This window comes from Pseudomonas flexibilis, assembly GCF_000802425.1.
GTDB lineage: Bacteria > Pseudomonadota > Gammaproteobacteria > Pseudomonadales > Pseudomonadaceae > Serpens > Serpens flexibilis.
Genome location: NZ_JRUD01000007.1, coordinates 21,017 through 38,449, shown reverse-complemented (window position 1 = coordinate 38,449; position 17,433 = coordinate 21,017). Strand labels below are relative to the sequence as shown.

General features: G+C 65.9%; 20 protein-coding genes, 3 tRNA genes and 1 pseudogene. 1 reads left to right on the top strand and 23 read right to left on the bottom strand.

Annotation, left to right across the window (positions count from 1 at the left end):
• Positions 1–17: 17 nt before the first annotated feature.
• The gene (gene gorA / locus SF06_RS05365; protein ID WP_039560244.1) at positions 18–1,370 is read right to left on the bottom strand and encodes a glutathione-disulfide reductase; all 1,353 of its coding nucleotides are present in this window, start codon (positions 1,368–1,370) and stop codon (positions 18–20) included.
• 76 nt (positions 1,371–1,446) lie between these two features.
• Between gorA and SF06_RS05360 the strand changes: the two genes are divergently transcribed.
• A complete protein-coding gene (locus SF06_RS05360; protein WP_027591008.1) occupies positions 1,447–1,887 on the top strand; it encodes a VOC family protein in 441 nt (146 codons plus the stop codon).
• 11 nt (positions 1,888–1,898) lie between these two features.
• On the opposite strand, the gene galU is transcribed toward SF06_RS05360, so the two are convergent.
• The 22 genes and pseudogenes from galU to SF06_RS05260 all read right to left on the bottom strand — a co-directional run bounded on the left by galU (position 1,899) and on the right by SF06_RS05260 (position 17,372).
• Positions 1,899–2,738, bottom strand: a complete 840-nt coding sequence (gene galU, locus SF06_RS05355) for a UTP--glucose-1-phosphate uridylyltransferase GalU (RefSeq protein WP_027591009.1) — start codon at positions 2,736–2,738, stop codon at positions 1,899–1,901.
• 91 nt (positions 2,739–2,829) lie between these two features.
• Complete coding sequence (locus tag SF06_RS05350; protein WP_039560243.1) at positions 2,830–3,063, bottom strand: hypothetical protein; 234 nt, start codon at positions 3,061–3,063, stop codon at positions 2,830–2,832.
• Positions 3,064–3,125: 62 nt separating this feature from the next.
• Positions 3,126–4,064, bottom strand: coding sequence for a DNA replication terminus site-binding protein (locus SF06_RS05345; RefSeq protein WP_037009227.1), 939 nt, complete (start codon positions 4,062–4,064; stop codon positions 3,126–3,128).
• Positions 4,065–4,256: 192 nt separating this feature from the next.
• Positions 4,257–4,343: transfer RNA gene (locus SF06_RS05340), tRNA-Leu, on the bottom strand.
• 189 nt (positions 4,344–4,532) lie between these two features.
• Positions 4,533–4,606: transfer RNA gene (locus SF06_RS05335), tRNA-Cys, on the bottom strand.
• A gap of 41 nt (positions 4,607–4,647) precedes the next feature.
• A tRNA-Gly gene (locus tag SF06_RS05330) sits at positions 4,648–4,723 on the bottom strand.
• 61 nt (positions 4,724–4,784) lie between these two features.
• A complete protein-coding gene (gene pgsA / locus SF06_RS05325; protein ID WP_027591011.1) occupies positions 4,785–5,345 on the bottom strand; it encodes a CDP-diacylglycerol--glycerol-3-phosphate 3-phosphatidyltransferase in 561 nt (186 codons plus the stop codon).
• 33 nt (positions 5,346–5,378) lie between these two features.
• Positions 5,379–7,205, bottom strand: a complete 1,827-nt coding sequence (gene uvrC / locus SF06_RS05320; RefSeq protein WP_039560242.1) for an excinuclease ABC subunit UvrC — start codon at positions 7,203–7,205, stop codon at positions 5,379–5,381.
• 1 nt (position 7,206) lies between these two features.
• A complete protein-coding gene (gacA, locus tag SF06_RS05315) occupies positions 7,207–7,851 on the bottom strand; it encodes a response regulator transcription factor GacA (RefSeq protein WP_039560241.1) in 645 nt (214 codons plus the stop codon).
• Positions 7,852–8,002: 151 nt separating this feature from the next.
• Positions 8,003–8,671, bottom strand: a complete 669-nt coding sequence (locus tag SF06_RS05310; RefSeq protein ID WP_039560240.1) for a phosphoribosyltransferase — start codon at positions 8,669–8,671, stop codon at positions 8,003–8,005.
• An 84-nt stretch (positions 8,672–8,755) separates the two neighbouring features.
• Positions 8,756–9,241 carry a hypothetical protein gene (locus tag SF06_RS05305; RefSeq protein ID WP_039560239.1) on the bottom strand — a complete coding sequence of 162 codons (486 nt, stop codon included), beginning with the start codon at positions 9,239–9,241 and terminating at the stop codon, positions 8,756–8,758.
• Positions 9,242–9,316: 75 nt separating this feature from the next.
• Positions 9,317–9,781 (bottom strand): periplasmic heavy metal sensor, encoded by a 465-nt coding sequence (locus SF06_RS05300; protein WP_039560238.1) that lies wholly within the window; start codon positions 9,779–9,781, stop codon positions 9,317–9,319.
• A complete protein-coding gene (locus SF06_RS05295; protein WP_039560237.1) occupies positions 9,778–10,155 on the bottom strand; it encodes an anti-sigma factor family protein in 378 nt (125 codons plus the stop codon). Before SF06_RS05295 ends, SF06_RS05300 begins: the two co-directional genes overlap by 4 nt.
• Positions 10,148–10,705: an RNA polymerase sigma factor gene (locus SF06_RS05290; protein WP_039560236.1), complete on the bottom strand. Its 558-nt coding sequence runs from the start codon at positions 10,703–10,705 to the stop codon at positions 10,148–10,150. Before SF06_RS05290 ends, SF06_RS05295 begins: the two co-directional genes overlap by 8 nt.
• Before the next feature lie 269 nt (positions 10,706–10,974).
• Entirely contained in the window at positions 10,975–11,634 is a 660-nt protein-coding gene (locus SF06_RS05285) for a dienelactone hydrolase family protein (protein ID WP_052199720.1), read from the bottom strand.
• Positions 11,635–11,651: 17 nt separating this feature from the next.
• On the bottom strand, positions 11,652–12,557 hold the full coding sequence (locus SF06_RS05280) for a universal stress protein (protein ID WP_039560235.1): 906 nt from the start codon (positions 12,555–12,557) through the stop codon (positions 11,652–11,654).
• Positions 12,558–12,644: 87 nt separating this feature from the next.
• Positions 12,645–13,073 (bottom strand): iron-sulfur cluster-binding protein, encoded by a 429-nt coding sequence (locus SF06_RS18670; protein ID WP_234703305.1) that lies wholly within the window; start codon positions 13,071–13,073, stop codon positions 12,645–12,647.
• A 3-nt stretch (positions 13,074–13,076) separates the two neighbouring features.
• Positions 13,077–13,487 (bottom strand): FAD-binding oxidoreductase, encoded by a 411-nt coding sequence (locus SF06_RS18665; RefSeq protein WP_234703304.1) that lies wholly within the window; start codon positions 13,485–13,487, stop codon positions 13,077–13,079.
• Positions 13,484–14,494, bottom strand: a complete 1,011-nt coding sequence (locus SF06_RS05270; protein WP_039560234.1) for a 4Fe-4S dicluster domain-containing protein — start codon at positions 14,492–14,494, stop codon at positions 13,484–13,486. The genes SF06_RS18665 and SF06_RS05270 overlap by 4 nt, the downstream gene beginning before the upstream one ends.
• On the bottom strand, positions 14,481–14,903 hold the full coding sequence (locus tag SF06_RS18660; protein WP_234703303.1) for a molybdopterin dinucleotide binding domain-containing protein: 423 nt from the start codon (positions 14,901–14,903) through the stop codon (positions 14,481–14,483). The genes SF06_RS05270 and SF06_RS18660 overlap by 14 nt, the downstream gene beginning before the upstream one ends.
• A gap of 199 nt (positions 14,904–15,102) precedes the next feature.
• Positions 15,103–16,479: pseudogene (locus tag SF06_RS05265) on the bottom strand (molybdopterin oxidoreductase family protein); the annotation flags it as partial.
• A 2-nt stretch (positions 16,480–16,481) separates the two neighbouring features.
• Positions 16,482–17,372, bottom strand: a complete 891-nt coding sequence (locus SF06_RS05260; protein WP_039560233.1) for a universal stress protein — start codon at positions 17,370–17,372, stop codon at positions 16,482–16,484.
• Between the last annotated feature and the right edge of the window lie 61 nt (positions 17,373–17,433).

The window sequence follows — 17,433 nt, the reverse complement described above, 5'->3', positions numbered from 1 at the left end:
GCCGCATTTTTTGGGATTCACTCGCGTGCGGTACGCATGGTGACGAACTCCTCCGCGGCGGTCGGGTGAATTCCCAGGGTGTCGTCGAAATCGCGTTTGGTGGCGCCAGCCTTCATCGCCACCGCCAGGCCCTGGATGATCTCGCCGGCTTCCGGACCGATCATGTGGCAACCCAATACACGGTCGCTGTCGGCATCCACTACCAGCTTCATGAGGGTGCGCTCCTGGGACTCCGTGAGACTCAGCTTCATGGGCCGAAAACGGCTTTCGAAGACTTTCACGCGGTGCTTTTCACGCGCCTGCTGCTCGGAAAGACCCACCGTACCGATATTTGGCAGGCTAAACACTGCGGTCGGTATGAGCTCATAGCTCAACGGGCGGTACTCCTCCGGCCTGAACAGACGACGCGCCACCGCCATGCCTTCGGCCAGCGCCACTGGCGTCAGCTGCACACGGCCGATCACGTCGCCGATGGCCAGAACGTAGGGGTCCGTGGTGCGGTACAGGTTGTCGACCCGGATGAAGCCCCGATCATCCTGCTCGATACGCGTATTCTCCAGCCCCAGGTTGTCCAGCATCGGCCGGCGCCCGGTGGCATAAAAGACGCAGTCGGTTTCCAGCACCCGACCATCGGCCAGCGTCGCCTTGAGAGTGCCGTCGGCCTGCTTGTCGATGCGCCGGATGTCGCTGTTGAACTGCAGGTCAACGCCTTTCTTCTCCATCTCGTCACGGAGATGCACCCGCAGACTCTCATCGAAGCCACGCAGAAACAGATCGCGACGGTAAAGCAGCGAGGTCTTCGCACCCAGGCCATGGAAGATGGAGGCGAACTCCACCGCGATATAGCCACCACCGACCACCAGCACACGCTGCGGCAGCTGTTCGAGGTAGAACGCCTCGTTGGAAGTAATGGCATGCTCGGCGCCGGGAATGTCCGGCTTCTGCGGCCAGCCTCCGGTGGCGATCAGGATATGCCTGGCGCTATAGCGCTGCCCATCGACCTCAACATGCTGGCCACCTACCAGACGCGCATGCCCCTCCAGGAGCTTGACGCCGCTGTCGACCAGCAGCTTTCGATAGATCCCGTTGAGACGCTCGATCTCCCGGTTCTTGTTGGCGATCAGCGTCGACCAGTCGAACGCAGGCTCACCACTCGTCCAGCCATAACCCTTGGCCTGTCGCAGCTCTTCCTCGAAATGCGCGCCGTAGACCAGCAGCTTCTTCGGCACGCATCCCACGTTCACGCAGGTGCCACCCAGGTAACGACTTTCGGCAACCGCCACGCGCGCACCGAAGCCGGCGGCAAAACGCGCCGCACGGACACCACCGGAGCCGGCGCCAATGACGAAGAGGTCGAAATCATAGGCCATAGTGTTGTCTCCTGATTCAGGCCGCCAGCATACCCCAGCATTCCCGGACTGGGGCATTTCGCTCAGGAGAACCGTCATGGGCCCCACACTGACGCACATCGCGCTGCATGTCCCCGACCTTGACGCCTGCATAGCGTTCTATTCCGACTTCTGCGGACTCCGACTGATACACCAGAGGCCCGCCAAGGGCTCGCGCATCGTCTGGATGGCCGAACCCGGCCGCGAACACGCGTTCGTCATCGTCATGATGCCGGGCGGCAACGAACGTCAACTGGCTACAGACGATTACAGCCACTTCGGATTCGCCTTGCCCAGCCGGGAGGCGGTGGATGAGATTGCCGAGCGCGCGCGCCAGGCCGACTGTCTGATCTGGCCACCCCGGGACGACTCTTTCCCGGCCGGCTATTACTGTGGCGTGCGCGACCCGGCCGGGAACTATGTGGAATTCAGCTATGGCCAACCACTAGGACCGGGCGCCAAGCCGCTAAAAAGCGCCGGAGACGGCCCGCCCACCTGACAGAGGCTGAATCAGAACGCCTTGCCGGCCTTGTAGAAGTGCTCGAAACAGAAGTTGGTGGCTGCGATATAGCCTTCGGCACTGCCGCAGTCGAAACGCCGCCCCTTGAAGCGGTAAGCCAGCACGCAGCCCTGCTGAGCCTGCTTCATCAGCGCATCGGTGATTTGGATTTCACCGCCCTTGCCCGGCTCGGTCTGTTCGATCAGCTCGAAGATGTCCGGAGTGAGGATATAGCGACCGATGATCGCCAGATTCGACGGCGCATCTTCCGGCCGAGGCTTCTCCACCATGCTACTGACCCGATAGATGTCGTCGCGAATGGCCTCGCCAGCGATGATGCCGTACTTGGACGTCTCCTCCGGCGGGACTTCCTCGATGGCCACGATGGAGCAGCGGAACTGGTTGTAGAGGCGCACCATCTGGGCCAGCACGCCATCACCCTCGGTATTCAGGCAAAGGTCATCCGCCAATACCACTGCAAACGGCTCATCACCGATCAGCGGGCGACCGCTGAGAATGGCGTGCCCCAGCCCCCGCATCTCGATCTGACGGGTATACGAGAAACTGCAACTGTCGATGAGGCGGCGGATGCCACTCAGGTAGCGCTCCTTATCGGTGTTGCGAATCTGGTGTTCCAGCTCATAGCTGATGTCGAAGTGATCCTCCAGCGCCCGCTTGCCACGTCCAGTGACAATGGCGATCTGATTGAGACCTGCCTCCAGGGCTTCCTCCACTCCGTACTGAATCAGCGGCTTGTTGACCACTGGCAGCATTTCCTTGGGCATAGCCTTGGTAGCTGGAAGGAATCGGGTGCCGTAGCCAGCTGCCGGAAACAGACATTTCTTGATCATGGCCATCCTTGGTTCGCGAGAAAGTCAGAACGATGCGGCGTGTCCGCCTGATAAGTCGGACAGTGTAGAAAATACCTGCCGTTTTGCTTCGTTATTCCCAAAGCAACTCACCCTCCCTGCTGATCTCCTTGAGCTTGGCCAGTGCGGCATGCGCAACCTCCTCGGCCTCGAAAGCGAGATCATACCGATGCCCCTCCGCCAGGGTATGCACCACAGGCCTGGCACCAGGGTCGCGCGTCTTGACCGCGATCACCGCCTGATAACCGTCCTCCACCGGAAGCGCCGAGGCAACCGCCTCATAATGTTCGAAGTGCCTGAAGATCATCCGCCCACCCTCCTCCACTGCCGTCTGGGAATGGACAGCAAAAGCGGGCGAAAGCTCGCCGGTCAGCCCTTGTAAGTCGACGCAATGGTCTCCAGGCGCCCAGCAGGAAGAGCAGTTATTGCGCGGGCAGTCGTGGGCAAGTAGAGGTTCATGCGCGGGATCACTGGAACCCTAGGTTTACGATCCGGACGCTCGGCCTGGCGAGCCGCACGATCGAAATCTCCCAGCTCACGCACCTTCGGCGCGCCGCCCACGCGAATAAACACCGGCAGATTGGCATGCACCATGGCGTCGTAGCGGGTGGCTTCACTGAACCAGAACATGAGCCGCGGATGAGGCGCCAGTTTCTTGTAGCGATGCAGCACCTGCTCGTCGGCCAGGCTTGCAATGCTCTGCAACTCCAATCCCGCCGGGGTACGCTCCACCGAGCAGCGCGCCTCCGCTGCCTGCTGTTGGGCGCGCACCAGAAGCAACTCACGGACATCCTTCACGAGAACCTTCTCGGCGCCGGCCGTATGCCCTGCCCATGTGAACACCAGAAGACGGGGCGCCGCATCGAAGGCCTGGATATGCCGAGACACCTGCATCATGGAAAAACCAGCCCCTAGGGCCGCCCGCAAAAGCCGTGGGCGTGCCGTCTTGGCCAGATTCATCTCCAGACGGGTCTGCTCCACCGTCGCGACCAGAGCATCCTTGAGCCGATTGATTGCTCGCACCTGATCCAGCAGACAATCCCTGACCTCGAAGTAACCAGGCAGGCGCATCACCGTACCCGGGGCCTGCCCCGACGCCCGCTCCAGCATGGAGAAAGCGGCCTTGGCAGACTGGATGGCGTCATTGCCGGTCAGGCGCTCGACGGAAATCACATCAGGAGCCTTCTGCTCCCGTAGCAAAGGCAACCGCCAGGCTACGCCTGAAACAACCTGGCCCGGCCATTGTGCATTGAAACCCAGCAGCGCCTCGCGCAGCTCGGCATGGGCATTACGGATGTCGTCGTACATGGCGCCCTCCAGCATACCCTGCCCTGTTGGCCTGGGCAGGAGGTAAGGCAGACAGACTAACGCAAATATAGGGGTGGTATTAATGAATCAGGAAGTTGCGACTGGAAGGCACGAGCATTTCTGCTGGCACGAAGGGTATGGAAGCGCCTGGCGGCAGCTCCGCCGGAAGAAGAGCGAAGGACTGAATCGAGGTGGTGCCCGAAGCCGGACTCGAACCGGCACGACCTTGACGGTCGAGAGATTTTAAGTCTCCTGCGTCTACCATTTCGCCATTCGGGCAGCGAAGTGGCCGGACTATATACAGACACCCAGGCTTAGGCAAGTTGCCGCAACTCCGCCCAGCAACATGAAAGTCCAGTCGTATCAACGAGTTGTACTTATTGAACACAGGGAAACAGCACGATTGAACGGTATATTCAACGCAAAATAAAAAGCCCCGCAGATTAAACCTGCAGGGCTTTTCAATAGTGGAGGCCGAGGTCGGAATCGAACCGGCGTACACGGATTTGCAATCCGCTGCATGACCACTCTGCCACCCGGCCTCAAATGAAAGCGCCGCATCTGCGGCGCCAACATCAAAAATTGGAGCGGGAAACGAGACTCGAACTCGCGACCCCAACCTTGGCAAGGTTGTGCTCTACCAACTGAGCTATTCCCGCTTGGTGACGGCCGCCATTCTATCGTTTCCAAACACGCCGTCAAGCCTTTGATTCAAAAAACTTATTTCTTTTCCGGGGTGACCCGCAGATGCGGCCAGGCAGCCAGCAGATACTGGCACATGGACCACAGGGTCAGGCCTGCAGCAATGAACAGCAGGCCGTAGCCGAGCAACACCCAAAGCGTGAATACCGCAGGGTTGGCCAGAAGGATGACCAGTGCGACCATCTGTGCGGCGGTCTTCCATTTGCCCCACTGGGATACCGCGACCTGAGCCCGGGCCCCGAGCTCCGCCATCCATTCCCGCAGGGCGGACACCACGATCTCTCGACCGATGATGATCGCCGCAGGGAGGGTCAGCCAGAGATTGCTGTGCTCTTCCACCAGCAGCACCAGCGCCACGGCCACCATCAGCTTGTCGGCCACCGGGTCGAGGAACGCACCGAACGGCGTGCTCTGCTCCAGGCGTCGCGCCAGGTAGCCATCGAACCAGTCGGTCACCGCCGCCAGGGCGAACACTGCGCTGGCAGCCCAATAGCTCCAGGAAAACGGCAGGTAAAACAGCAGAATGAAAACCGGAATAAGCAGAACGCGTAAGACAGTGAGCAGATTGGGGATGTTCATGGGCAGGCTTGGGCGGCGGGGTGGCACGGCATTCTACTCACTGTGCAGGGCGGCATAAATCGACTCGGCCAGTTTTTTGCTTATACCCGGTGCCTTGGCGATCTCTTCGATACTGGCGCGACCAAGCTCCTGTAGACCACCGAAGTGCTTGAGCAGCTCACGACGGCGTGTCGGCCCGACGCCAGCAATGCCCTCCAGGGTCGAGGTACGGCGAGCCTTACCGCGCCGGGCACGATGGCCCGTAATGGCGAAGCGGTGGGCTTCGTCGCGGATCTGCTGGATCAGGTGCAGCGCCGGCGAATCAGCCGGCAGGGTGAATTCGTGCTCGGCGTCATTGAGGTAGAGCGTCTCCAGCCCCGGCTTGCGGGTCACACCCTTGGCCACGCCGAGTAGCAGCATGCCGCCCACGGCCATTTCCTGCAGCACCTCGCGCGCCATGTTGAGCTGGCCCTTGCCGCCATCCACCAACAGGATGTCGGGAACCCTGCCCTCCCCCTCCTTGAGCTTGCCGAAGCGACGGGTCAGCGCCTGGTGCATGGCGGCGTAGTCGTCACCGGGTGCCACGCCTTCGATGTTGTAGCGTCGATAGTCGGATTTCAGCGCCCCCTCGGGGCCGAACACCACGCAGGACGCCACCGTCGCCTCGCCGCTGGAATGACTGATGTCGAAGCACTCCAGCCGGGTCGGCTGTTCTTCCAGCGCCAGGGCCTGCGCCAGGGCCTCGAAACGCGCCGCGGTATGCTGCCGGTTGGCTAGACGGGCGGCCAGCGCCTGCTCGGCATTGGTGACTGCCAACTGCTGCCAGCGCGCCCGAGTGCCGCGCACACGTACGCTGATGCTCAGCTCGCGGCCGCGCAGCTCGGCGATGGCGGTCAGCAGCGTCGGGAAGTCCTCATGCTGGGCATTGACGATCAGCTCGGCCGGCAGATCCCGCTCACTGCTGCCCAGATAGTACTGGGCCAGGAAGGCGGCTAGCACACTGGCACTGTCCTCCTCGATGGCCACCTGTGGGAAGAAATTCTTGCTGCCCAGCACCCGCCCTGCCCGCACGCTGATCAGATGCACACAGGCGCCGCCCGGGTTGACGATGGCGGCGATCACGTCCACATCGCCAGTGCCACCTTCCATGCTCTGCTGATCCTGGACGCGGCGCAGGATGCCGACCTGGTCGCGCAGCTCGGCGGCGCGCTCGAATTCAAGACTCATCGCCGCCTGCTCCATCTCTGTGGTCAGCTCGGCGGCCAGCGCATTGCTGCGACCCTCCAGGAACATCACCGAGTGGCGCACATCCTCGGCGTACTCCGCCGGACTGACCAGCCCGACGCAAGGCCCCTTGCAGCGCTTGATCTGGTACTGCAGGCACGGGCGGGTACGATTGCGGAAGTAGCTGTCCTCGCACTGGCGCACCAGGAAGGCCTTCTGCAGCAACGCCAGGCTTTCACGAATGGCCCCGGCGCTGGGATAGGGGCCGAAGTAGCGACCCTTCGCCTTCTTGGCACCGCGATGGATGCCCAGCCGCGGATAATCGCCGTCGGACAGAAACACGTACGGGTAGGATTTGTCGTCGCGCAGCAGGATGTTGTACGGCGGCCGCCATTCCTTGATCAGCGTCTGCTCGAGCAGCAGCGCTTCGGTCTCGTTGGCGGTGATGGTGGTTTCCACCTGGGCGATGCGAGACACCAGCGCAGCGGTCTTTACCGCCAGGCCGGTCGTGCGGAAGTAGCTGGAGAGGCGCTTCTTGAGGTTGCGGGCCTTGCCGACGTAGAGCAGCCGGCCCTCGGCATCGAACATCCGGTACACGCCCGGATGGGAACTGCAGGCCGCCAGGAAGGCGGCCGGATCGAACACGGAAGGCGTCATGTCAGCTGGTGGCGTCGACCATGCCGTGGCGCACGGCCAGCAGCACCAGCTCCACATCACTGGTCACGGCCAGTTTCTCGAAAATGCGGTAGCGGTAGGTGTTCACCGTCTTGGGGGACAGGCACAACTTGTCGGAGATGCTCTGCACCTTCTGGCAACCGGCGATCATCAGGGCGATCTGGATTTCCCGCTCGGAGAGCTGGTCGAACGGCGAGCCCTGGTTCTGCGGCTGGAAGGACTTCAGCGCCAACTGCTGGGCGATCTGCGGGCTGATGTAGCGCTGGCCGGCGAAGGCCTGGCGGATCGCCTGGACCATTTCCTCCAGTGCGGCGCCCTTGGTCAGGTAGCCCGAGGCGCCCGCCTGGAGCAGACGGGTCGGGAACACATCGTCCTCGCAGACGGTCACCACTACCACCTTGATGTCGGGATGGCTGCGCAACAGCTTGCGCGTGGCCTCCAGCCCGCCGATACCCGGCATGCGCACGTCCATCAGCACCACGTCGGGCTTCAGCTCGCGAGCCTTCCTCAGCGCCTCCTCACCGGAGTCCGCCTCCCCCACGACCTGCAGATCCCTGATATCGGCCAGCATGCGAACAATGCCCGCCCGCACCAGATCGTGATCATCGACAACCAGCAGCCTTATCAAGACGCACCTCATTCACTCGGCCGCTCAGCCGACGGCTTCTTCGTGTGGCCGAACCCTAGCAAAAAAGCGCGCGCTTCGCCTAGCTCGCACGCTCGCGCTGTGCGGATCCTGACAGGCCGGGGAGCTTATCGCGCCACAGGAATGGCTCAATTCAAGCGGTGGGTCGCTCCCAGGCGCGCCGCAACAGATCAATCACTTCTTCGTCCGAGGTCTGCGAAAAATCGCGGTACCACCGACCGATAGCCCAAAGGGGTTCGGGAACCAGCGGACAGATCACCTCGTCCGCCTCATGCCGCAGCACGGCGAGCGTTTCCTGCGCGCCCACGGGTACCGCCACGGTGACATGCGCGGCACCCAGCTTGCGTACCGCCTGCACAGCGGCGCGCATGGTCGCCCCGGTGGCGATGCCGTCATCGACCAGGATCACCCGTTTGCCCTTCACCTCCGGCATGGGCCGCTCGCCCCGGTAGACGCGCTCGCGCCGGGCCAGCTCCTCCGTCTCGCGCCGCTCGACCGCGTCTATCGCCACTTCGCCGATGCCCAGGGAGCGGAGGATATCCTCGTTGAGCACCCGCACCCCGCCGCTGGCAATCGCGCCCATAGCCAGCTCGCTGTGCCCCGGCACCCCCAGCTTGCGCACCAGCATCAGGTCCAGCGGGCAATCCAGCGCCAGGGCGACCTCGAACGCCACCGGCACGCCGCCGCGGGGTAGCGCCAGCACCAGGGTTTGCGGGCCACCCTGCCCGGCCAGCAGCTCGGAAAGGGCGCGGCCGGCGGCAACCCGATCGGGAATGGGAACATCCAGCGAGTGCTTGGGCATGGCCGGCCACCTTGGTCAGGATCAGCGTTCATGCTCCAGCATAGAAAGCCAGGAACCGGCCGCAACCGGTCCCTGATCGGAGGGTCAGAAACGCTTGAACGTCGGATCGTCGAAATGACTGCCGTAATCGTTCAGCGCCATGATGACCCGTACCGCGCCCGCACGCCGTCCCTCGCCGCCGTGCCCGGCCATTTCCTCGGCACCGGCCATAAGGGAGGCGATGATCAGGTGCAACTGGGCGTCGGCCTGCTCCGGCAGCGAACAGTTCTTCACCATGTAGGCCACCCGGTCATTCACCAGCGCCGCCAGACGTTCGTACTCCGCCGTCGGCAGACGGTCCTGGTGGATCGCGTCATGCGTGGCATGCAGCGCCGAACCCAGCTCACCCATGGCCTTGCGCAGCGGCGCATCCGTGACCCAGCGCTTGCCGTTGTCCAGGCGCAGCGTCTGGGCGCTATCGCCGTGTTGATGATGATCATGGCCGCCGGCCGCCAGACTGGCGGTGGCGGTACCCAGGGAAAGGCTGCCCAGCAGCAGGGGAAGCAACAGCGTACGGTAATGCATGGTCATGTCCTTATCTCGTCGATAAACACCCGAAGCGGGCTCGAACCTGTAACGCTGGCGCGCGGAAAAATGTTCCCGTCGTCACTCCCGGTGCAACTGATCGAGGCCGATTGGCCCTACTGGCTGGCCTAGCAGAATGTCTGCCAGTCGATCGCGCTGCGACGGTTCGAGAATCTCCCGCTCACGCAGCAACTGATCGATCACCAGACGCTGCTGCCGCTCCTGCAGCTCGGCGATCCGCACCCGCGCCGCCTCGATCTTCTCGATGTCCGTCTCGGCGGCGAAGATCCCGCGCACCAGGCTGTCGCGCTGTTCGCCTATCGCCTGCATGGACGTCCGCAGTTGCGCCAGGAACGGTGCTTCGGCGTCATGCCAGCGCTGCAGCTGCCGACTGTTCAGTTGCAGCTCGCGAGTCAGGCTGGTCTGGGCTCCGGAGGGCATCGGCAAGCCCTCGCTGGCCAGCTGCGACCAGAGCGCAGCAACCAGCACGCCCAGGTTGATCAACAGGGAGACCGCCAGCAGGCGGCGTTGCAGGGTGGAACTCATTGTGAAACTCCTTGGGGTTGGCAGAATTCGGGGCGGGCGCACAGCCCGCCGGGAGGCGTGCTGCTCAGCACTGCCAGCAGCGCCGAGGCGGGCATTTCCGGGCGCTCTGGCGTGACGAGCGTGGAGCCCAGCAGCACGCCAAGCAGCAGCGAAGCCGCAGCACCCAGCGCCAGAGGGAGGCGGCGCGGACCGGAGGCTGCTCGTGTACGCCACCGCAAGGCGCGAAGGTCCTCGCCCAGTACACGCAGCTCGACAAGGCGCGCCTGGCAATCGGCACAGCTGAACAGATGTGCCTCGGCCATCGGACGCAGGGCAGGTTCCAACTCGCCGTCCAGCAAGGCGGACAGCGCCTCCTGGTGCAGATGCTCAGTCATGCAGGTGCTCTCCTCCTTCCAGTCGATAGTGCTCCAGCAGCCCCTCGCGGGCCCTGGCCAGCCGCGACTTCACCGTACCGGGCGGAATGCCCAGCAGATTCGACAGCTCGGCGTACGACAGCCCCTCCTGCTCTCGCAACAGCAGGATCACCCGCTGCTCGGCCGGAAGGCGTTCGAGAAGCCGTTCCAACTGGCGCAGGCGGCGATCCAGCTCCAGCCGCCGAACCGGCGATGGAGACGGATCCACATGCTGTTCAACTTCGAACGGCTCGGAAGGTTGGCGCAGCTGCCGACGCCACTCATCACGGGTGGTATTACGAGCAATCTGCAGCAGCCAGGTGCGAAAGCGCGCTTCGGGTCGCCAGCGGGCGATTGCCTGCCAGGCCTTGAGGAAGGTTTCCTGGGCGATGTCTGGCGCGTCAGCCGGCGTGCCTGGCAGCCGTCGCACAAAGCGCAGCACCCACGCCTGGTGACGACGTACCAGCAGGCCGAAGGCATGCGGGTTGCCGGCCTGGGCCTGCTTGATCAGTTCTTCATCCGTGTGTTTCATGCCCTGCCCGGATCGGAAGTTGCCGGGCGTTAACGAACACAGCGGTAAAAAGGTTCCCGGACGTCGTCAGGGTTACCCAGCACGGCGCACGGAACACTGGATCGCGATCAAGAAAAATCGCCATTCAGCCTCGGTTAAGCCAGCGCGCCTGGAACGGCCGGCGAAGGAACGCCGCGACCCGTAACAGAGCCGGCGCCGGCTTCAGGAACGCCTGCATGTCGGACTCTGCTGACTGCAGGGTGCAGGCGTGGCCTGCTGGCTCCACACGGCTAGCTGGCCACCAGGAAGCGTTCGAACCAGTCGCCGGCATGTTGCGCCACTTCCTCCAGGGCGCCCGCTTCCTCGAACAGGTGGGTAGCACCCGCCACCACGGTCACCTGCTGGACGCAATGCAGGTGGTGGGCGATCTCGCGATTGAGCGACAGCACCTCGTGATCGAGCTCACCCACGATCTGCAGGGTGGGCGCCGCCACGCCATCCAGCGATTCGCGGGCCAGGTCGGTCCGTCCGCCCCGCGACACCACGGCACGCACTACGTGCGGCCGCTGTGCGGCGGCGATCAGTGCGGCGGCTGCGCCGGTGCTGGCGCTAAACAGGCCGAGCGGTAGCATGGCCAATTCCGGGTCCCGCTCCAGCCAGTCGATCACCCCGACGATGCGCCGCGCCAGCAGCGGAATGTCGAAGCGCAGGCGGCGCGTCAGCGCATCGATGCGCTGTTCGTCCTCGGTGAGCAGATCGAACAGCAGCGTCGCCAGGCCCCGCCTGGCAAAGGTACGCGCCACCTGCTGGTTGCGCGGGCTGCGCCGGCCACTGCCGCTGCCATGCACGAACACCACCAAGCCGCGCGCCTCGGGCGGCCGCAGCAGGTCGGCCGCCAGGCCGGCGTCGTCAAGGGTCAGGAACAGGGACATCGGTTCCAGGGTGTGCATGGGCCCTCCTCGCTACTTCAGGTGTTTTCCGGACGAATCGCCAACAGGCTGCCGGGCATCTGGTAGAGCAGGTGCTCGGTGGTGCTGCCGACATACCGCTCCAGCCCCCGCCGCTGGATACGCCCCATGACCAACACGTCGATGCCGACATCCCGCGCGAATCCGGCGAGCATCAGGGTGGGGGGGCCGAGCAGGAAATGGCGACGATCCTGCGGCACGCCGCACGCGTCGGCGAAGTGCAGGAAATCGCTGCGCTCGCTGGCCTGCAGGTCGCCCGCAAGGTCGGCCCACGAGGCGCTGAAACCGCTGAAGTCGCCCAGGAACACCGCCATCGGATCGAAGGCGTGCACCAGATGCAGCTCGGCATCGCACTGCAGCGCCAGGGTATTGGCCGCCTCGACGATGCGCCGGTTCAGCGGGCTGTCAGGGGCCTTGTCCCCCCCGGTATCCACCGCCGCCGCGATCCGCCGGGGATGCGCGTGCCCGCCCTCGCCCACCAGATGCAGGGGCACCGCGCAGTCACGCAGCAATTGCCAGTCGAGCGGCGTGGTGAAGGTTCGACGGAGTTCACCGACCCGCTCGACATCCTTGACCAGCACGTCCGGCTGCATTTCCTCCACATAACGCAGGATCTCGGCATGCGGGTCGGCCGTCCACACCACCTCCGCCGTGACATTCAACCCCTGGTGGCGCAGAGATTCGATCTGGGCTTCCAGATGCTGCCTGGCCTCCAGGACAAAGCCGTCCTGCGCCTTGCTGCGCACGTCATGCTCCAACAGCGGCCAGGACCACGGCGGCTCGATGCAGGCCAGCACATGCAGGCCTGCATCGCTCTCCCTGGCCAGCACGGCAGCCCGTTGCAAGGCCGGGGAATGGCGCTGACGCAGATCGGCGAGAGTCAACAGTCGCTGATAGTGGCCCATGGCAATTCCTCCCTTTTTTTCGCCCGCGGCACTGCTGTGAGCATAGGTGCGAATACCCGTGCGTCCCGCGCCGCCGGTCACGCGCTGCTAGCAGTAGCCGGGCGCCGCCGGCAGGGCGTCGGCGCCACTCCCCCGCAGCAGGCGCAGGTAATGGTCATAGCGGTAGGTGGGACCGTCACGACAGACGTAACTCGCACCCAGATAGCAATGTCCGCACAGGCCATCGGCGCAGTGCATGCGCCGCTCCAGCGACAGCCAGATGCGCTCGGCGGGCAGGCCGCGCCGCAGGCATTCGCGCGCGCTGGCCAACATCAGCGGTTCCGGGCCGCAACACAGCAGCGCGTCCACGCCGCCTGCGGCGAACACGCGATCAAGCTGGTCCAGGGGCGTACCGGGTCGCTGGCCGGGGGGTGGTTGATCGAAGCTCTCGAACAGCGGCAGCAGGTTGCGCCAGCGCGCCCGTTCCCGGCCCAGCACCTGGGCGGCGGCATGGCGAGCGCCGTACAACAGCGTCAAACGTCAGGGCGCGTCCGGCGCGCAGGCGTCCTCGATCATGCTGGCCAGGGGTGCCAGGCCGCATCCCCCCGCCACCGCCAGCACCCGGCTACCCGCCGGCAGGTCATGCGGCCAGCCGTGGCCGAACGGGCCGCGATAGCCCAGCAGCGCACCCGGCGCGCAGGCGAACAGCGCATCGGTTACCCGCCCCATCCGGCGCACCAGCGCGCTGAAGCTGCCGTCCGGATCCGGGGGCCGTACATAGGTGAACGGCGCCTCACCGACGCCGGGCACGCAGAGCATGAAGAACTGCCCGGGGCGCACGGCGCCATCGCCGGCGTGTGGAGCGTCCAGGCGAAAGGTGAAGTGGCGGGCGTCCTCGCCATCCGCGTAGTGCTGCTCAAGCCACAACCGGCGGGGCGTCGCGTCGATCATGGCTTCGCCACCCGGCCCATGACGCCGTGCACGCCGATGCCACCCGGACAGACCCGGTCGCAGCGCCCGCAACCCACGCAGCCATAGGCGTCGAACTGCTCGCGAAACGCCTCGCCGAACTTGTGATACCAGAAGCGCCGCACGCGCTGCCCGGCGCTGGCGGTGGGGTTGTGCCCGCTGGCCTCGCGCTGGAACGCCTCGTACAGACAGGAATCCCAGACCCGCTCGCGCGCGACGCCGCGCTCCTCGTCCGCCACGTCCAGCGGGGCGAAGCAGGAACAGGTCGGGCAGACCGTGGTGCAGCCGGAGCAACCGAGGCAGCGCAGGCCCACCGCCTCCCAGGCCTCCTCGGTGATGCGCCCGGCGTGCAGCGCCTGGATGCCCCGCGCCACCTCCGTCTGCGGGCCCTGCTCGGCCGCCACCCGCCGGGCATTTTCCTGGCGCTCCGCCTCGCCGTCGTCCGGCGCCACCGGCACAGCGAAGCCACGCAGCGCCTCGGCGCCAGCGGCGGATACGACCAGCAACCGCCAGCCTTGCGACAGCGGCAGCAGGATCAGATCGGCGTCGCCGTCATGCACCCGGGGTCCGCTGCCGACCAGGCTGCAGAAACCGCCCGCGCAGCTGTGCCGGCACTCCAGCGCAACCAGCAGACTGGCCCGGCGGCGGGCCTGGTAATGGGGATCGGCGGCGAAGAACTGGTCCTGGTAGGCGACCGCCCGCAAATCGCAGGCATGCAGGCCGAACAGCACCTGCGGCTCGACCTCGGGCATCAGGCCGAGGAACTGCCCGCCGTCGAAGCGAAACAACTGCTCGCGCTCGGCGAAGAAGAAGCCCTTGGCGGAGAACGGCGGCAGCACGGACGGTGGATCGAACGGGGCGGCATCGTCCGCCGCCAGCGCCTGCCAGTGCCAACCGCCCTGCCCGTCGGCACGCACCTCATGGACGGTGCGCTTGCGCGCCAGCCAGTCGCGCAGCCGCTCCGGACGGTCGAGTTCAACGGCGTCCATGGCGTTCCGTCGTTCGTGGAGTCACACCCGGCGCCAGCGGTTCCACCGCCACGGCGCAGGCCTTGAGCTCCGGCATGCGGCTGATCGGGTCCTGGGCCGGATTGGTCAGCTGGTTGCACGGCGCCTCGCGAAAGTGATACGGCATGGCCAGGGTGCCCGGCGGCACGTCGTCGGTCAGGTGTACCCGGGTCTCCAGCCGGCCACGTCGCGAGCGCACGCGCACCGCCTGGCGCTCGTTCAGGCCCAGCGCCACGCCATCGTCCGGGTGCATGAACAGCAGCGCCAGCGGCGTCTCCCGCTCCAGCAGCGGCGACTGCCGGGTCATCGCGCCGCCACCGTAGTGGAAGTGCAGGCGATGCGTGGTGAAGGCGAAGGGATACTCGGCATCCGGCACCTCGTCGAGCGCCACCTGGCTGACCGGCAGCAGGCGCCCGCGCCCGCGCGGGCGCCGGATAATCCATGGCGGAGAAAAGCGGGGTGAGCGCCGTCATCTCGGCGAAGACCGCCTCGGCGTCCGGCCAGTCCATGCCGGAATAGCCCATGCACGCCGCCAGCGCGGACAGGATCCGCCAGTCGGCGCGCGCCGTGCCGGGCGGCGCCACGGCTTGGCGAATGCGCTGCACGCGGCGCTCGCAGTTGGTGAAGGTGCCATCCTTCTCGGTGAAGGCGGCGGCCGGCAGCACCACGTCGGCGAGCCGGGCGGTCTCGCTCAGGCGCAGCTCCACCACCACCAGGAAATCCAGAGCCTGCAGCGCGCGCAACAGCTGGTTCTGGTCCGGGTCGGTCACCACCAGCTCCTCGCCCATCACCATCAGCGCGCGCAGCTGGCCGCGCCGCGCCGCCTCGCTCATGGCCAGCGAGGTCAACCCCGGCAAGGCGGGTGCCGGACGGCCCCAGGCGACGGAGAAGCGCGCCTGCACGGCAGGGTCGGCAGCCGGCTGGTAGCCGGGATAGACATCCGGCAGGCAGCCCATGTCACAGGCGCCCTGCACGTTGTTCTGCCCGCGCAGCGGGTTGATGCCGGTACCCGGCCGACCGATCTGGCCGCAGGCCAGAACCAGGTTGGAGACCGCGATGACGTTGTTGGTACCGCTCTGGAACTGGGTAATGCCCATGCCGTAGGCGGTGAAGGCGGCGCGGGCGTGGCTGAACGCGTAGGCCACCCGCTCCAGCTCGGCCAGCGTCAGGCCGGTCTGCGCACAGCACTGCGCCAGATCGAAGTTGGCCAGGTGATTGCGCAGCGCGGCCTCGCCTTCGCAGCGCGCGGCGAGGAAGGCGCGATCCTCCCAACCCTTGGCGAGGATGATATGCAGCAGGCCGTTGAGCAGCGCGATATTGCTGCCCAGGCGAAGCTGCAGGTGGATATCCGCCAGGTGTGCCAGGCGAGTGCGGCGCGGATCGACGACGATCAGCGTGGCGCCGCGCGCCTGGGCGCGCAGCATGCGCGCGCCGATCATGGCGTGGTTCTCGGTGACGTCGGCGCCGATCACCAGCAGCAGGTCGGCCTGGTCGATGTCGGCGATGCCGCCACTCATCGCCCCGGAGCCCAGGGTGCGTCCCAGGCCGGCCACCGACGGGCTGTGGCAGATGCGCGCGCAATGGTCGATGTTGTGGGTGCCCAGCACCGCGCGGGCAAATTTCTGCGCCGCGTAATTGTCCTCATTGCTGGCATGGGCGCAGCTGATCACCCCGACGCCGGCCGGCCCCAGTTCGTCCAGCGCCAGCTGGAAGCCTTCGGCGGTTCGCGCCAGCGCCTCCTCCCAACTGGCCGGGCGCAGGCGGCCGTTTTCCCGAACCAGTGGCTCGCGCAGGCGCCCGGCGGGCTCGACGGCGAAGCTGCACGCCCAGCCCTTGGCGCACAGCTGACCTTCGCTGACCGGATGTCCGGGTTGCGGCTCGACGCCAATGACCCGGCCCTCCTCCACGCGCAGCCCCAGACCGCAGCCGACGCCACAGAAGGTGCAGATGCTCGGCACCACGTGCATGTTCAGCCGCCCGGAGCGATGGCCAGGATGCTGCAAGGCACCTGGTAAAGCGCGTGCTCGGTGGTGCTGCCGACCAGCCTGTCCAGGCCCTTGCGCTGCACGCGCCCCATCACCAGCACGTCCACCTGCTGTTCGCGGGCGAACTCGGCGAGGGTCATGGTCGGCGGGCCGAGCAGGAAATGCCGGCGATCCTCGGGAACCCCCTGTACCTGGGCGAACGCCTGGAAGTCCTGCTGGGCGATGTCGCGCAGCTCGTTCCAGGACTCGCTGGGCGCGCCGGCGTCGGCCATGTAGTAGCGCAGCGGGTCATAGGTGTGCAGCAGGTGCAGCTCGGCGCCGCTTTGCATCGCCAGGGCGTTGGCCGCCTCGATGATGCGCTCGTTCAGCCCGGTTTCCCTGGCCTGTTCCCGCGAGGTGTCGACCGCCGCGACCACCTTGCGCGGCTGGGCATGACCACCGGCGGCAACCAGATGCAGGGGTGCGCTGCACTCGCGCAGCAGGTGCCAGTCCAGCGGAGTGATGAAGGTGCGTTTCAGCTCGCCTTCGTGCTGCACATCCTTGATCAGCAGGTCCGGCTGCAGCTCGGCCACGTGCTGGAGGATTTCCGCCCGCAGGTCGGACACACAGAGCACCTCGCGGGTGATCGTCAGCCCCTGTCGGCGCAGCGGCTCGATCTGTTCCTCCAGGCGCGTGCGGCATTCCGCGGCGTAGCCGTCGCGGGTCCTGGCCTGCACCTCGGCGGGCAACAGCGCCACCAGCGCGGGGGTCGCCACCAGCGCGGCCACATGCAGCGTGGCGCCACCCGCGCGGGCCAGGGCCGCCGCGCGCTGCAGCGCCGGGGAATGACGCATCCGGGGATCGACGATCACCAGAAGGCGCTGGAACTGGGTCATGGGGGGCAGCCTCCGTGAAGTCCGGCCGCGCGGCCGCCCTTTCACTGTAGCCGCGCCCACC

Excerpts from the sequence above, each read along its gene's own strand:
- gorA (WP_039560244.1), bottom strand. The coding sequence starts at position 1,370 with ATGGCCTATGATTTCGACCTCTTCGTCATTGGCGCCGGCTCCGGTGGT.
- SF06_RS05360 (WP_027591008.1), top strand. The coding sequence starts at position 1,447 with ATGGGCCCCACACTGACGCACATCGCGCTGCATGTCCCCGACCTTGAC.
- galU (WP_027591009.1), bottom strand. The coding sequence starts at position 2,738 with ATGATCAAGAAATGTCTGTTTCCGGCAGCTGGCTACGGCACCCGATTC.
- SF06_RS05350 (WP_039560243.1), bottom strand. The coding sequence starts at position 3,063 with ATGATCTTCAGGCACTTCGAACATTATGAGGCGGTTGCCTCGGCGCTT.
- SF06_RS05345 (WP_037009227.1), bottom strand. The coding sequence starts at position 4,064 with ATGTACGACGACATCCGTAATGCCCATGCCGAGCTGCGCGAGGCGCTG.
- pgsA (WP_027591011.1), bottom strand. The coding sequence starts at position 5,345 with ATGAACATCCCCAATCTGCTCACTGTCTTACGCGTTCTGCTTATTCCG.
- uvrC (WP_039560242.1), bottom strand. The coding sequence starts at position 7,205 with ATGACGCCTTCCGTGTTCGATCCGGCCGCCTTCCTGGCGGCCTGCAGT.
- SF06_RS05310 (WP_039560240.1), bottom strand. The coding sequence starts at position 8,671 with ATGCCCAAGCACTCGCTGGATGTTCCCATTCCCGATCGGGTTGCCGCC.
- SF06_RS05305 (WP_039560239.1), bottom strand. The coding sequence starts at position 9,241 with ATGACCATGCATTACCGTACGCTGTTGCTTCCCCTGCTGCTGGGCAGC.
- SF06_RS05300 (WP_039560238.1), bottom strand. The coding sequence starts at position 9,781 with ATGAGTTCCACCCTGCAACGCCGCCTGCTGGCGGTCTCCCTGTTGATC.
- SF06_RS05295 (WP_039560237.1), bottom strand. The coding sequence starts at position 10,155 with ATGACTGAGCATCTGCACCAGGAGGCGCTGTCCGCCTTGCTGGACGGC.
- SF06_RS05290 (WP_039560236.1), bottom strand. The coding sequence starts at position 10,705 with ATGAAACACACGGATGAAGAACTGATCAAGCAGGCCCAGGCCGGCAAC.
- SF06_RS05285 (WP_052199720.1), bottom strand. The coding sequence starts at position 11,634 with ATGCACACCCTGGAACCGATGTCCCTGTTCCTGACCCTTGACGACGCC.
- SF06_RS05280 (WP_039560235.1), bottom strand. The coding sequence starts at position 12,557 with ATGGGCCACTATCAGCGACTGTTGACTCTCGCCGATCTGCGTCAGCGC.
- SF06_RS18665 (WP_234703304.1), bottom strand. The coding sequence starts at position 13,487 with ATGATCGACGCGACGCCCCGCCGGTTGTGGCTTGAGCAGCACTACGCG.
- SF06_RS05270 (WP_039560234.1), bottom strand. The coding sequence starts at position 14,494 with ATGGACGCCGTTGAACTCGACCGTCCGGAGCGGCTGCGCGACTGGCTG.
- SF06_RS05260 (WP_039560233.1), bottom strand. The coding sequence starts at position 17,372 with ATGACCCAGTTCCAGCGCCTTCTGGTGATCGTCGATCCCCGGATGCGT.